This window comes from Streptomyces aquilus (assembly GCF_003955715.1).
In the GTDB taxonomy this organism is placed as follows: Bacteria; Actinomycetota; Actinomycetes; order Streptomycetales; family Streptomycetaceae; genus Streptomyces; species Streptomyces aquilus.
On the sequence record NZ_CP034463.1, the window covers coordinates 1,888,344 to 1,901,315 of the forward strand.

The following is a 12,972-nucleotide window of genomic DNA, read 5'->3' on the forward strand; positions in this document are numbered from 1 at the left end:
CCTCCTGACAACCCCACCCGTATCAGGAGGCATCATGCAACTCCGCATGCGCCGCACGTCAGCGGCCGTCTCGGCCGTGGTCACCGCGCTCCTTCTGTCGCTCTCCCTGTCCGCGGCCCCCGCTCAGGCCGCGACCCACGATCCGATCGTCTTCGTCCATGGTTTGAGCAGTGACGCGAGCAGCTGGGACGACTGGATCGCCGACTTCAAGGCCGACGGCTACACGTCCTCGCAGCTGTACGCGTTCTCGTACGACTGGTCCAAGTCGAACGTCACCACGGCGAGCCAGCTCTCCAGCTACGTGAAGACCGTGCTGTCGCAGACCGGCGCCTCGAAGGTGGACCTGGTCGTGCACTCGATGGGCGCGCTGAACTCCCGCTACTACCTCAAGAACCTGGGCGGGACGTCGTACGTGGACGACTTCGTCTCGGTGGCCGGTGTCAACCACGGCACGACGACCGCTTCCTGGTGCTCCTGGCTGTACACGTCGTGTGCCGAGATGTACACGGGCAGTTCGTTCCTGACCTCGCTCAACTCCGGTGACGAGACCCCGGGCAGCGTCCGTTACGCCAGCTACTGGTCCAACTGCGACGACGCCCTCACCCCCGACACCACCGCGATCCTCAGCGGGGCGACCAATGTCGAGGTCGGCTGTGTCTCGCACACCGACATGAACAACGACTACGGGGTCTACCAGCAGGTGCGCGACTTCGTGGCGTAGCTTCCGGGCGGGAGGTGCACGGATCGTGTACCGGGGGACAATCACGGTAGGGCCCGTCCTTTCGGGAGGTCGCCATGCCGCTACGGTCCGCCGGCTCGGGCAGGTTGCCGAGTGATCCCGTGCACCACCCGCTGTTCGCCCGCTACTACGCCCGCGCGAGCGTGACCGCCGAGACCCGCTGGGGCATGGCCGGGGTGCGTGACCGGCTGCTGTCCGGGCTGTCCGGGCGGGTCATCGAGATCGGCGCGGGCAACGGACTGAACTTCGCGCACTATCCGCGGACGGTCGCGGAGGTCGTGGCGATCGAACCGGAGCGCGGTCTGCGGCAGTTGGCGGTGGAGGCCGCCCTGCGCTCCGAGGTGCCCGTGGACGTGGTGCCGGGCGCAGCGGAGGCGCTGCCGGTCAAGAGCGAGGCGTTCGACGCGGCCGTGGTCTCCCTGGTGCTGTGCAGCGTGCGGGATGTGCCGCGGGCGCTCGCGGAGATACGGCGGGTGCTGCGGCCCGGCGGTGTCCTGCGGTTCTTCGAGCACGGCCGGGGCGGCGGAGCGGCGATGCGGTTCACCCAGCGGGCGCTGGACCGGACGGTGTGGCCGCCGCTCGCCGGGGGCTGCCATCTGTCCCGGGAGCCGGTGGCCGCGCTGCGCGAGGCGGGGTTCGAACTCGGGCCCTACCGGCGGGTGTTCATGCCGGAGAAGGGGCCGAGGACGCCGGCGTCCTTCTGTGTGCTGGGCACCGCCTGGCGTCCCGCCGAGTGATCGGCCCGGCGCTCACAGGCTCCACTGCCGCAGCTCTTCCGCGATGTCGTGCACCGAGGCCTCCCCGCTCTTGACCAGCCGGGCCAGGTCACGGACCTGCTCGGGCGAGGTGACGACCTTGAGGCCGCTGGCGACCAGGTAGGCGTAGGCGACGGAGGACGCGAACAGCGCGTTGGAGCGCTCCAACGCCGGTACGTGGATCAGGAGTTGGAGCAGGGCTGCGGCGCGGGCCTGCGGGCTGTCGTAGACGGGTACGTCGAATATCTCGGCCTGGTGGCGCGCGACGGCCGCGACGAGGGCTCCCCAGTCGACGACCTGCGGGTCACCCGGTGTCTTGTGTTCGGCGAGCATGAGGAGCCAGGCGAGGTCGATTCTCACGTTGTCGCTCAAGAGGTCAGCGACGTCCCTCGCGGTCGGCGCCGAACTCCTCGGCGAACACGTTCTCGTACTGCTTCATGAAGTCGGCGGCGGCCTCCACGAAGGTCTGCCCGACCTGGCCGGCATCCTGCTTGACCAGCTCTTCGATGTAACGGTTGACGCTCATGCCGCGGGCCAGGGCGCGTTCGCGAGCCGCGCGGGCGGTGCCCTCGTCCACGCGTACGTTCAGCTGGGTCTTCGCCATACCTCGACGCTAGCGCCGAACCGCTAGCACCGGCAAGGGGTCCACCCGGGGATGGAGATTGCCCCTTACATCGGTATCAGGGGCCCGACCTGGGGTGGAGACGGCCTTGCACTCACGGGGGATATCGGGTGTGGGCGGGGTCACACTACCCTCGGCCGGACAAGGGAGTCGGTACGTCCAGCGAGCGAGGAGGCAGTCTTGTCCACATCTGCTGCGGAGCACGCCCCCGGCCATGCCTCGGCCGACGGGATCGCGGCCCGCGCCCGCGGACTGACGAAGGCGTACGGCTCGGGTGAGACCACGGTGCTCGCCCTGGACTCGGTGGACGTGGACATCGCGCGCGGCCGCTTCACGGCTGTCATGGGCCCTTCGGGCTCCGGCAAGTCCACGCTGATGCACTGCCTGGCCGGGCTCGACAACGTGTCCGCCGGTCAGGTCTGGCTCGGCGACACCGAGATCACGGGGCTCAAGGAGCGCGAGCTGACGCGGCTGCGGCGGGACCGGATCGGGTTCATGTTCCAGTCGTTCAACCTGATCCCGACGCTGAACGCGGCCGAGAACATCACCCTGCCCATGGACATCGCGGGCAAGAAGCCCGACGAGAAGTGGCTGGACCAGGTCATCGACACGCTGGGGCTGCGGGACCGGCTCAAGCACCGGCCCGCCCAGCTCTCCGGCGGTCAGCAGCAGCGGGTGGCGTGCGCGCGGGCGCTGGCCTCCCGGCCGGAGCTGATCTTCGCGGACGAGCCGACCGGCAACCTCGACTCGCGGGCCGGTCTGGAGGTGCTCGGCTTCCTGCGCGACGCCGTGGACGACCTCGGGCAGACCGTCGTCATGGTCACCCACGACCCCGGCGCCGCCGCCCACTCCGACCTGGTGCTCTTCCTCGGGGACGGACGGATCGTCGACGAGATGGCGCGGCCGACGGCGGAGGCGGTGCTGGAGCGGATGAAGCGGTTCGACGTGATCCGCGGCCAGGTGGACACCGCTGAAGGCCAGGCCGACAGCGAGGCAACCCCCGACGTCTCCCTCGACAAGGACTGAATCGGTGCTGAAGGCGACGCTCCGCAGCTTCCTCGCGCACAAGGGACGGCTGGTGCTGTCCGCGCTGGCCATCGTCCTGTCCGTGGCCTTCGTCGCGGGCAGCCTGATCTTCTCCGACACGGTGACCCGGACCTTCGACCGGCTGTTCGCCTCCACGTCCGCCGATGTGACCGTGGAACCGAAGGACGACCTCGACTCCCAGGTGCCGACCGGTGAGGCCCGCACCCTGCCCGCCTCACTGGCCCAGCAGGTGGCGAAGGTCGACGGTGTCGCGTCGACCCACGCGGACGTGAGCGTCGAGAACATCACGGTCGTCGACAGCGACAACGAGTCGGTCGGCCCGACCACCGGCGCCCCCACCATCGCCTCCGACTGGTACGTCACCGACCGCAGCCCCGTGAAGCTCACCTCCGGCCACGCCCCGCACGGCGCCGCCGAGGCGCTCCTGGACGCCGACACCGCCGACAAGAAGCACGTGAGGATCGGCGACACGCTGACCGTGCTGGCTCAGCCGGGCACGTTCAAGGTCCGGATCGTCGGCATCGCCACCTTCACCACGACCAACCCGGGCGCGGCCCTGGTCTTCCTCGACCCGGCCACCGCGCCGGACCAGCTGCTCGGCTCACCGGACAAGGCGACGGGCATCTCGGTGGACGCGGCCCCCGGTGTGAGCGACGCCCAGCTCAAGAGCCGGATCGCCGCCACGCTCGACACCGGTACCTACGACGTGAGGACCGCCGACGAGCAGGCCGACTCCGCCGCGGAGGATCTCGGCGGGTTCCTGGACGTCATCAAGTACGTGATGCTCGGCTTCGCCGGGATCGCGGTGCTGGTCGGCGTGTTCCTGATCGTCAACACGTTCTCCATGCTGATCGCCCAGCGCACCCGGGAGCTGGGCCTGCTCCGGGCGCTCGGCGCGGACCGCCGGCAGGTGCGCCGCTCGGTGCTGACGGAGGCGATCCTGCTCGGTCTGGTCGGCTCGACGCTGGGCCTGGCGGGGGGCATCGGGCTCGCCGCCGGGCTGATCAAGCTGATGGGTGTCTTCGGGATGAACCTCAAGACCACGGAGATGGTGGTCGGTTGGGGAACTCCCGTGGCGGCGTACGTCGTCGGCGTCGGGGTCACCTTCGTGGCGGCGTATCTGCCGGCGCGGCGCGCGGCGGGCGTCTCGCCGATGGCCGCGCTCGCGGACGCCGAGATCGCGGGTATCGGAAAACCGCTCAGGACCCGGGCGATCGTGGGCTCGATCGTCGGGGCGCTCGGCGCGGCGGCGCTGGTGGGCTGTGCGACGGCGACGAAGACGTCCTCGTCCGCGTCCCTGCTGGGGCTGGGCGTCGTCCTCACCCTCATCGCGACCGTGATCGCGGGACCGCTGCTGGTCCGCCCGGTCATCCGGGTTCTCGGCGCGGCCTTCCCGGCCCTGTTCGGCTCGATCGGCCGCATGAGCCAGCGCAACGCCCTGCGCAATCCCCGTCGTACGGGCGCCACCGCGGCGGCCCTCATGGTGGGCCTCGCCCTGGTCGGTGGCATGTCGGTGGCGAGCGCGTCGATGTCCAAGTCCTTCGACCAGCAGATCGACAAGACGCTGGGCGCCGACTTCGTCGTCCAGAACAGCAACTTCGTACCGTTCTCGCAGACCGTCACCGACGCGGTGCGCGACACCGAGGGCGTCGGTCTCGTCGTACGGCAGCGGTTCGCGCCGCTGGCGGTGCGGCTGCCGGACGGCAAGCGCGTCGAGACGACCGCCGCGGGCTACGACGACAAGGTGGACGACGTCGCCCATGTCACGTACGCGGACGGGGACTCGGCGGCGGCGCTGGCGCCCGGCAGCATGGGCATGGACGTCGACTTCGCCAAGGACCACGACGTGCGGATCGGCGACACGCTCCCCGTGGAGTTCCCGGGCGGGCAGCGCACCGAGATGAAGGTCGCCGCCTTCACCGACCAGGACGGCTCGGACGGGTTCGGCATGCAGGGCGGGCTGTTCTTCGGCATCGCCACGGTCGAGAAGTACGTGCCGGGCGGCCAGGACTCCGCGCTGTACGTCAACGCGGCCTCGGGCACGAGCGCCGACCAGCTGCGCGCCCGGCTCGACAAGTCCCTCGACCCCTATCCGCAGGTCCAGGTCCGCGACCTGGCCGACTACAAGAAGCTGGTGCACGACCAGATCGCCGTGCTGCTCTACCTGGTGTACGCGCTGCTCGGCCTCGCGATCGTCATCGCGGTGCTCGGCGTGGTCAACACCCTTGCCCTGTCGGTGGTGGAGCGCACCCGGGAGATCGGACTGCTGCGCGCCATCGGGCTCGGCCGACGCCAACTGCGCCGGATGATCCGCCTGGAATCGGTGGTGATCGCCGTCTTCGGCGCGGTCCTGGGGCTGGCGCTCGGGCTGGTGTGGGGGGTGTGCGTGCAGCAGGTGCTGGAGTTGCAGGGCATGAACGCGCTGGCGATCCCGTGGTCGACGATCGTCGCGGTCGTGGTCGGCTCGGCGGTCGTCGGCATCGTGGCGGCCCTGCTGCCGGCGTTGCGTGCATCGCGCATGAATGTGCTGGCGGCCATCGCGCACGAGTGATGGAATCGGCGTGACCTCAAGTCGTAGCTGTCCGAGGAGAGTTCATGTCGCGTCCGTTCCGCTTCGGCGTCAACCTGATCGACCCCGCGCCCGCCGCGGAGTGGCGCGCCAAGTGTCGCCGGGCCGAGGAGATCGGTTACGACGTGATCCTCGTCCCGGACCATCTGGGCATGCCCGCGCCGTTCCCGGCGCTGGTGGCGGCGGCCGCGGCCACCGAACGGCCGCGGCTCGGCACGTTCGTGCTCAACGCGGGTTTCTGGAACCCGGCGTTGCTCGCCCGCGAGGTCGCGACGACGCAGGCGCTGACCGACGGGCGTCTCGAACTCGGTCTGGGCACCGGGTACGTACAGGCCGAGCACGACCGGGCCGGGCTGCCCTTCGGGTCGCCGGGCGCGCGCGTGGACCATCTCCGGCACACGGTCGAGGAGTTGGGGCGCCTCCTCGACACCAAGGTGCCGTTGCTGCTCGGCGGCAACGGCGAGCGGATGCTGCGGCTCGCCGCCGAGCACGCGGACATCGCCGCGTTCACGGGCGCGTATCTGGCGCCGGGGAACACCGAGGGCAAGCTGGTGCCGACGACCCTCGACGAGTTCGACGCGCGGTTCGCCCGGTACCGGGAGCTGGCTGCGGACCGTGCGGAACCGGCGGAACTGAACCTGCTCCTCCAGATGGTGGCCGTCACCGACGACCCGGAGGCCGCCGTACGACCGCTCGTCGACCGGGTCCCGGGCTTCACCGTGGAGCAGGCGCTGGAACTGCCCATCCTGCTGGTCGGCAGCAAGGAGGAGGTCACCGCGAAGGTGCTCGCGCTGCGCGAGAAGTACGGGTTCAGCTATCTGACCGTGCTGGAGCCGCACCTGGAGGCGTTCGCGCCGGTCGTCGCGGAGCTGGGCGGCAAGTGACCGCGGCCCGCGTCCGGATGCGGTCCGAACGCCGCCTGCGTGCTGTCCCGACGCCGTCCGCATGCTGTCCGGATGCTGGAATTCCGGGTCTCGTCGCGGGGTGCGTGATGGGATCGTCGTATGACTGATCTGCACATCAGGGCCGCCGTCCCCGAGGACCTCGACGCCGTGCTGGCCTTCTGGAAGACGGCCGCCGAGGGCACGAGCATCAGCGACGACCGGGACGGCGTCGAGCGGCTCGTCGCCCGGGACCCCGAGGCACTGATCCTGGCCGAGCGGGACGGCGAGCTGGTCGGCACGGTGATCGCGGGTTTCGACGGCTGGCGCTGCCATCTCTACCGGCTCGCGGTGCATCCGGAGCGCCGCCGCCAGGGCATCGGCTCGGCGTTGCTCGCCGCCGCGGAGGAGCGGTTCGTGGCACTCGGCGGGCGCCGCGGGGACGCGATGGTGCTGGTGCGCAACGAGACGGGGCAGGCGGCGTGGCGGGCGGCCGGGTACGCGCCGGAGGAGAAGTGGCGGCGCTGGGTGAAGCACCTCACGGTTTGAGCGGCTTTACTTTTCCTTTGCCGTCGGTGGGTCACCCGGCCTCCCGACGCAAGGTGTGGGCTGCGACGCCCTGTCCGATCATGGGACGGAGGTGACCCGATGACCGAAGTGCTCCTGCTGCTCGTGGCGATCCTGCTCTCCGTGGCCTGCGGTGCCTTCGTCGCCGCGGAGTTCTCGCTGACCACGGTCGAGCGCGGCGCCCTGGAGCGGGCCGTGGAGCGCGGCGAGCGGGGCGCGTCGGGCGCCCTGAAGGCCGTACGGAATCTGACCTTCCAGCTCTCCGGGGCGCAGCTCGGCATCACCGTCACCAACCTGGTCGTCGGCATGCTGGCCGAGCCCTCGATCGCCAAGCTGATCGCCGGCCCCCTGGAGTCGCTCGGCATCTCCGCGTCGACGGCCTCCTCGCTCGCGCTGGTGCTGGGTACGGCGCTGTCGACGGTGTTCCTGATGGTCGTCGGCGAGCTGGTCCCGAAGAACTGGGCGATCTCCTCGCCGCTGGCCGTGGCCAAGCGGGTGGGCAACGCGCAGCGCTGGTTCAGCGCCGCGTTCCGGCCCTTCATCACGCATCTCAACAACACCGCGAACCGTGTCGTACGCCGGCTCGGCGTGGAGCCCACTGAGGAGCTGGCCGCCGCGCGCGGGCCGCAGGAGCTGGCGGCGCTGGCCCGCTACTCCGCCAAGGAGGGCGCGCTGGAGGCCGACACCGCGGAACTCTTCGTCCGCACCCTGAACCTCGCGGACCTCACCGCGGAGAACGTGATGACGCCACGCGTGCAGGTCATCGCGCTGGACGCGCAGGCGACCTGCGAGGACGTCGCCAACGCCACGCGCGCGACAGGCCTGTCCCGCTTCCCGGTCTACCGCGGCAGTCTCGACTCGGTCGTGGGCACCGCGCACATCAAGGACGTCCTGACCGTCCCCGCCGAGCGGCGGCCCCGGGTGCCGGTCTCCGAGCTGATGCGCGAGCCGTTGCTCGTCCCGGAGTCCCTCACCGTGGACCGGCTCCTGGACCGGCTGTCCGGGAAGCGCACGATGGCCGTGGTCATCGACGAGTACGGCGGCACCGCCGGGGTGGCGACGCTGGAGGACATCGTCGAGGAGGTCGTCGGCGAGGTCCGCGACGAGCACGACCCGCACGAGACGCCGGACCTGGCCCCGGCCGGGAGCGACGACGAGGGCCGCGCGCTGTACTCGGCCGACGGCTCGGCCCGTGTCGACCAGCTCGCGCGGGTGGGACTGCGGGTGCCCGAGGGGCCGTACGAGACGCTGGCGGGGTTCGTGGCGACCGAGCTGGGCCGTATCCCCGTCGTCGGCGACACCGTCGAGGTCGCCGGCTGGCGGCTGGACGTCGTGGACGCCTCGGGGCGCCGGGCCGCGCGGGTGCTGCTGCACGGGCCGCTCGACGGTCCTGCGGACGGGGAGGTCGGGCCGTGACCGTCGTCCAGTTGCTGATCGGTTTCGCGACCCTCGTGGTCAACGCCTTCTTCGTGGGCGCCGAGTTCGCGCTGATCTCCGTGCGCCGCAGCCAGATCGAGCCGTACGCCGAGGAGGGGGACCGGCGCGCGAAGAGCGTGCTGTGGGGGCTGCGGCACGTGTCAGCGCTGATGGCGGCCGCGCAGCTCGGCATCACTCTGTGCACGCTGGTCCTGGGTGTCGTCGCCGAACCGGCCATCGCGCATCTGCTGGAGCCGGTGTTCCACGCGCTGGGCGTACCGAAGGGCGCCGGGCATGCCGTGTCGTTCGTGATCGCGCTGGCCCTGGCGACCTATCTGCACATGCTGCTCGGCGAGATGGTGCCGAAGAACATCGCGCTGGCGGAGCCGGTACGCAGCGCGCTGCTGCTGGGGCCGCCGCTGGTCGCCCTGGCCCGGGGGCTGCGCCCGGTGATCTTCGCGATCAACGCCTTCGCGAACGCCCTGCTCAGGCTGCTGCGGATCGAGACGAAGGACGAGGTCACAGCGACCTTCTCGGACGCCGAGCTGGCCCGTCTGGTGAAGGACTCCGACGACGCGGGCCTGATCGACGACCGCACCCGGGAGCGCCTGCACGACGCGCTGGAGCTGGGCCGCCGCCCGGTGGGCGACGTGGTGCTCCCCCTGGAACGCGTCGTCTACGCGCGCGTGGGGGTCACTCCGGAGGAGCTGGAGCGGCTGTCGGCCGAGTCCGGGTTCTCCCGGTTCCCGGTCGTGGACGAGACACGCAGGATCGTCGGCTACCTCCATGTTAAGGACGCGTTGGACGCCTCGCCGCGGGACGTACCGTTCCGGGTGCGGGAGATGCGGCCCATCGCGCGCGTGCGGGAGAGCACGCCGCTGGACGACGTGCTGACCGCGATGCGGCGCAGCCGGACGCATCTGGCGGCGGCGGTCGGGGACGACGGGCGCCTGGCGGGGCTGGTGACGATGGAGGACGTGCTGCGCAGGCTGTTCGGGCAGCGGGCCTGAGCTCCGGGGTCGCCAGGGGGACCGACCGGAGGGCCTGAGCTCTGAGGTCGCCAGGGGGACCGACCGGAGGGTATGTGCACGGGATACCATTTCTGTCGCCATGGAGAAGAACCCCACATACACCAGCCTCGTCGCGGTCGGCGACTCCTTCACCGAGGGCATGTCGGACCTGCTGCCGGACGGCTCCTACCGCGGCTGGGCCGATGTCCTGGCCGGCCGGATGGCCGCCCGCACACCCGGTTTCCGCTACGCGAACCTCGCGGTGCGCGGCAAGCTGATCCAGCAGATCGTCGACGAGCAGGTCGACGTGGCGGCCGCCATGCAGCCGGACGTGATCACCCTGGTCGGCGGGCTGAACGACACCCTGCGCCCCAAGTGCGACATGGTCCGGGTCCGGGACCTGCTGACCGAGGCCGTGGAGCGGCTCGCCCCCTCCTGCAAGCAGCTGGTCCTCATGCGCAGCCCCGGCCGCGAGGGCCCCGTCCAGCAGCGCTTCCGGCCCCGCATGGAGGAGCTGTTCGCCTGCGTCGACGAGCTGGCCGAGCGGCACGGCGCCCTGGTGGTCGATCTGTACGGGGCGCCGTCGCTGAGCGACCAGCGCATGTGGGACGTGGACCGGCTGCACCTCACGCCCGAGGGGCACCGCCGGGTCGCGGAGGCCGTGTGGCAGACGCTGGGCTACGACCCCGAGGACACCGAGTGGCGTACGCCGATGGCGGCCACGGTGCCGCCCCACTGGGTCGCGCGGCGCATCGCCGACGCCCGCTTCGCCAAGCAGCACCTGCTGCCCTGGATAGGGCGGCGTCTGACGGGCCGGTCGTCCGGGGACGGGCTGCCGCCGAAGCGCCCGGAGCTGCTGCCGTACGACGGCCCGGCGGCCTGACCTGGCGTGACGCAGCTCTCGTAGGTTCCGCCGAAGTCACCCATGGCGCTGGCCTGCACGATTCGCCAGTAGAATCCGTACACGTGACTTCCGCTCCCGCCAAGCCCCGCATCCCCAACGTCCTCGCCGGACGCTACGCCTCCGCCGAGCTCGCCACGCTCTGGTCGCCCGAGCAGAAGGTGAAGCTGGAGCGGCAGCTCTGGCTCGCCGTGCTGCGGGCCCAGAAGGACCTCGGCATCGAGGTCCCGGACGCGGCGATCGCCGACTACGAGCGTGTCCTCGACACCGTCGACCTGGCCTCCATCGCCGAGCGCGAGAAGGTCACGCGGCACGACGTGAAGGCGCGGATCGAGGAGTTCAACGACCTCGCCGGGCACGAGCACGTCCACAAGGGCATGACCTCGCGCGACCTCACCGAGAACGTCGAGCAGCTCCAGATCCGGCTCTCCCTGGAGCTGATGCGCGACCGCACGGTGGCCGTGCTGGCCCGCCTCGGCAAGCTGGCCGGCGAGTACGCCGAGCTGGTCATGGCCGGCCGCTCCCACAACGTGGCCGCGCAGGCCACGACGCTGGGCAAGCGGTTCGCGACCGCCGCCGACGAGCTGCTCGTGGCGTACGGGCGCGTCGAGGAGCTGCTGGGCCGCTACCCGCTGCGCGGCATCAAGGGCCCGGTCGGCACCGCGCAGGACATGCTCGACCTGCTGGGCGGGGACGCGGGCAAGCTGGCGGAGCTGGAGGACCGGATCGCCGGGCACCTCGGCTTCTCCCAGGCCTTCACCTCCGTCGGCCAGGTCTATCCGCGCTCGCTGGACTACGAGGTCGTCACGGCGCTGGTGCAGCTGGCGGCGGCGCCTTCGTCCCTGGCCAAGACGATCCGACTGATGGCCGGGCACGAGCTGGTGACCGAGGGCTTCAAGCCGGGCCAGGTGGGCTCCTCGGCGATGCCGCACAAGATGAACACGCGGTCCTGCGAGCGCGTCAACGGCCTGATGGTCATCCTGCGCGGCTACGCGTCGATGACCGGCGAGCTGGCGGGCGACCAGTGGAACGAGGGCGACGTGTCCTGCTCGGTGGTGCGCCGGGTCGCGCTGCCGGACGCGTTCTTCGCGCTGGACGGTCTGCTGGAGACGTTCCTGACCGTGCTCGACGAGTTCGGCGCCTTCCCGGCGGTCGTGGCCCGCGAGCTGGACCGCTACCTGCCGTTCCTCGCCACCACCAAGGTGCTGATGGGCGCGGTCCGCGCGGGCGTCGGCCGTGAGGTCGCGCACGAGGCGATCAAGGAGAACGCCGTGGCCTCGGCGCTCGCGATGCGCGAGCAGGGTGCCGAGCGCAACGAGCTCCTCGACAAGCTGGCCGCCGACGAGCGCATCCCGCTCGACCGCGCCCAGCTGGACGCGCTGATGGCCGACAAGCTGTCCTTCACGGGCGCCGCGGCCGACCAGGTCGGCGTGGTCGTCGGCCGGATCGAGGAGATCGCGAAGCAGCACCCGGAGGCCGCCGGTTACACCCCCGGAGCCATCCTCTGACGCGCTTCACCGCCGCCGAGTTGGAGGCCGCCCGCGACCGTCTGGTACCGGACGTCGTCGCGGACGGTCTCCGCGTGCTGTTCTGCGGGATCAACCCCGGTCTGATGACGGCCGCGACGGGCCATCACTTCGCCCGTCCGGGCAACCGCTTCTGGCCGGTGCTGCATCTGTCGGGCTTCACACCGAGGCTCATGAAGCCCGCCGAACAGCAGGAGTTGCTGTCGTACGGGCTCGGCATCACCAATGTCGTCGCACGGGCGACCGCGCGGGCGGACGAGCTGAGCGCGGAGGAGTATCGCGAGGGCGGGCGGCAACTGGCGCTGAAGGTGGCCCGGTTGCGGCCGCGGTGGCTGGCGGTCGTCGGAGTGACCGCGTACCGGGCGGCGTTCGACGACAAGAAGGCCCAGGTGGGTCCGCAGGAGCGGACGATCGGGGACACGCGCGTGTGGGTGCTGCCGAATCCGAGCGGGCTGAACGCGCACTGGACGGCGGCGACGATGGCCGAGGAGTTCGCGCGGCTGCGGGTCGCCGCGGAGGCCTGACCGGTCACGGCGAGGCCGTCTCCGTGACGGCCAGCCAGAGCCGCGGCCGGCTCTCCTCCTCCCGGTCGGCCACCGCCACGGTGACGTGACGGCCGCTCTCGGGCACGACCCACGTGCGCACGTCGATCGCCAGGGCGGTGAGCGTCGCCCAGGGCTCGGGTATGACCTCACCCCGGGCTGTGCGCTCCTCCAGCGTCACGGTCCCCCGGCGGAACGCCTCCCCCCAACGCTGTGTCAGCCGCTCGACGATCGCGGCTTCGTAGGCGTAGCAGTCGCTCACGTCCGGCCAGTCCCCCGGCCCTAACCACGCGGTGTGGTAGCGCTCGTGCTCCGAGGGAAAGTCACGGGCGCACAGCAGGTCGATCAGGGCCAGGTCCTTCGCGATGTCCATGTGATCCAGTAAACCGGGCCCCAC

14 protein-coding genes are annotated in these 12,972 nt (G+C 71.1%); 11 read left to right on the forward strand and 3 right to left on the reverse strand.

What is annotated here, in order from left to right; genetic code table 11:
- Positions 1-34: 34 nt before the first annotated feature.
- Both EJC51_RS08695 and EJC51_RS08700 read left to right on the forward strand, forming a co-directional pair.
- Positions 35-721: an esterase/lipase family protein gene (locus EJC51_RS08695; protein WP_126270532.1), complete on the forward strand. Its 687-nt coding sequence runs from the start codon at positions 35-37 to the stop codon at positions 719-721.
- Between the two features lie 74 nt (positions 722-795).
- On the forward strand, positions 796-1,476 hold the full coding sequence (locus tag EJC51_RS08700) for a class I SAM-dependent methyltransferase (protein WP_126270533.1): 681 nt from the start codon (positions 796-798) through the stop codon (positions 1,474-1,476).
- A gap of 12 nt (positions 1,477-1,488) precedes the next feature.
- Here the strand turns inward: EJC51_RS08700 and EJC51_RS08705 are convergent, their stop codons facing one another.
- Positions 1,489-1,827, reverse strand: coding sequence for a fic family toxin-antitoxin system, toxin component (locus EJC51_RS08705; protein ID WP_097273765.1), 339 nt, complete (start codon positions 1,825-1,827; stop codon positions 1,489-1,491).
- Between the two features lie 43 nt (positions 1,828-1,870).
- Positions 1,871-2,098, reverse strand: a complete 228-nt coding sequence (locus tag EJC51_RS08710) for an antitoxin (RefSeq protein WP_126270534.1) — start codon at positions 2,096-2,098, stop codon at positions 1,871-1,873.
- A gap of 198 nt (positions 2,099-2,296) precedes the next feature.
- On the opposite strand from EJC51_RS08710, the gene EJC51_RS08715 reads away from it, so the two are divergent.
- From EJC51_RS08715 to mug, 9 genes are all read left to right on the forward strand, one after another.
- Complete coding sequence (locus tag EJC51_RS08715; RefSeq protein ID WP_126270535.1) at positions 2,297-3,142, forward strand: ABC transporter ATP-binding protein; 846 nt, start codon at positions 2,297-2,299, stop codon at positions 3,140-3,142.
- Positions 3,143-3,146: 4 nt separating this feature from the next.
- Positions 3,147-5,714: an ABC transporter permease gene (locus tag EJC51_RS08720; RefSeq protein ID WP_126270536.1), complete on the forward strand. Its 2,568-nt coding sequence runs from the start codon at positions 3,147-3,149 to the stop codon at positions 5,712-5,714.
- Positions 5,715-5,758: 44 nt separating this feature from the next.
- Positions 5,759-6,616, forward strand: coding sequence for a TIGR03621 family F420-dependent LLM class oxidoreductase (locus tag EJC51_RS08725; RefSeq protein WP_126270537.1), 858 nt, complete (start codon positions 5,759-5,761; stop codon positions 6,614-6,616).
- A 120-nt stretch (positions 6,617-6,736) separates the two neighbouring features.
- Positions 6,737-7,162, forward strand: coding sequence for a GNAT family N-acetyltransferase (locus EJC51_RS08730; protein ID WP_126270538.1), 426 nt, complete (start codon positions 6,737-6,739; stop codon positions 7,160-7,162).
- 99 nt (positions 7,163-7,261) lie between these two features.
- A complete protein-coding gene (locus tag EJC51_RS08735) occupies positions 7,262-8,596 on the forward strand; it encodes a hemolysin family protein (protein WP_126270539.1) in 1,335 nt (444 codons plus the stop codon).
- Positions 8,593-9,606, forward strand: a complete 1,014-nt coding sequence (locus tag EJC51_RS08740) for a hemolysin family protein (RefSeq protein WP_126270540.1) — start codon at positions 8,593-8,595, stop codon at positions 9,604-9,606. Before EJC51_RS08735 ends, EJC51_RS08740 begins: the two co-directional genes overlap by 4 nt.
- Before the next feature lie 100 nt (positions 9,607-9,706).
- Positions 9,707-10,489, forward strand: coding sequence for an SGNH/GDSL hydrolase family protein (locus tag EJC51_RS08745; RefSeq protein WP_126270541.1), 783 nt, complete (start codon positions 9,707-9,709; stop codon positions 10,487-10,489).
- 83 nt (positions 10,490-10,572) lie between these two features.
- Positions 10,573-12,015 carry an adenylosuccinate lyase gene (gene purB / locus EJC51_RS08750; protein WP_126270542.1) on the forward strand — a complete coding sequence of 481 codons (1,443 nt, stop codon included), beginning with the start codon at positions 10,573-10,575 and terminating at the stop codon, positions 12,013-12,015.
- A complete protein-coding gene (mug, locus tag EJC51_RS08755) occupies positions 12,012-12,557 on the forward strand; it encodes a G/U mismatch-specific DNA glycosylase (protein ID WP_126270543.1) in 546 nt (181 codons plus the stop codon). Before purB ends, mug begins: the two co-directional genes overlap by 4 nt.
- Before the next feature lie 4 nt (positions 12,558-12,561).
- Here mug and EJC51_RS08760 read toward each other — a convergent pair whose 3' ends face one another.
- Positions 12,562-12,948 (reverse strand): hypothetical protein, encoded by a 387-nt coding sequence (locus EJC51_RS08760; RefSeq protein WP_126270544.1) that lies wholly within the window; start codon positions 12,946-12,948, stop codon positions 12,562-12,564.
- Positions 12,949-12,972 lie beyond the last annotated feature (24 nt).

Coding starts and splice junctions, on each gene's coding strand:
- EJC51_RS08695 (WP_126270532.1), top strand. CDS start 35: ATGCAACTCCGCATGCGCCGCACGTCAGCGGCCGTCTCGGCCGTGGTC.
- EJC51_RS08700 (WP_126270533.1), top strand. CDS start 796: ATGCCGCTACGGTCCGCCGGCTCGGGCAGGTTGCCGAGTGATCCCGTG.
- EJC51_RS08705 (WP_097273765.1), bottom strand. CDS start 1,827: ATGCTCGCCGAACACAAGACACCGGGTGACCCGCAGGTCGTCGACTGG.
- EJC51_RS08710 (WP_126270534.1), bottom strand. CDS start 2,098: ATGGCGAAGACCCAGCTGAACGTACGCGTGGACGAGGGCACCGCCCGC.
- EJC51_RS08725 (WP_126270537.1), top strand. CDS start 5,759: ATGTCGCGTCCGTTCCGCTTCGGCGTCAACCTGATCGACCCCGCGCCC.
- EJC51_RS08730 (WP_126270538.1), top strand. CDS start 6,737: ATGACTGATCTGCACATCAGGGCCGCCGTCCCCGAGGACCTCGACGCC.
- EJC51_RS08735 (WP_126270539.1), top strand. CDS start 7,262: ATGACCGAAGTGCTCCTGCTGCTCGTGGCGATCCTGCTCTCCGTGGCC.
- EJC51_RS08745 (WP_126270541.1), top strand. CDS start 9,707: ATGGAGAAGAACCCCACATACACCAGCCTCGTCGCGGTCGGCGACTCC.
- EJC51_RS08760 (WP_126270544.1), bottom strand. CDS start 12,948: ATGGACATCGCGAAGGACCTGGCCCTGATCGACCTGCTGTGCGCCCGT.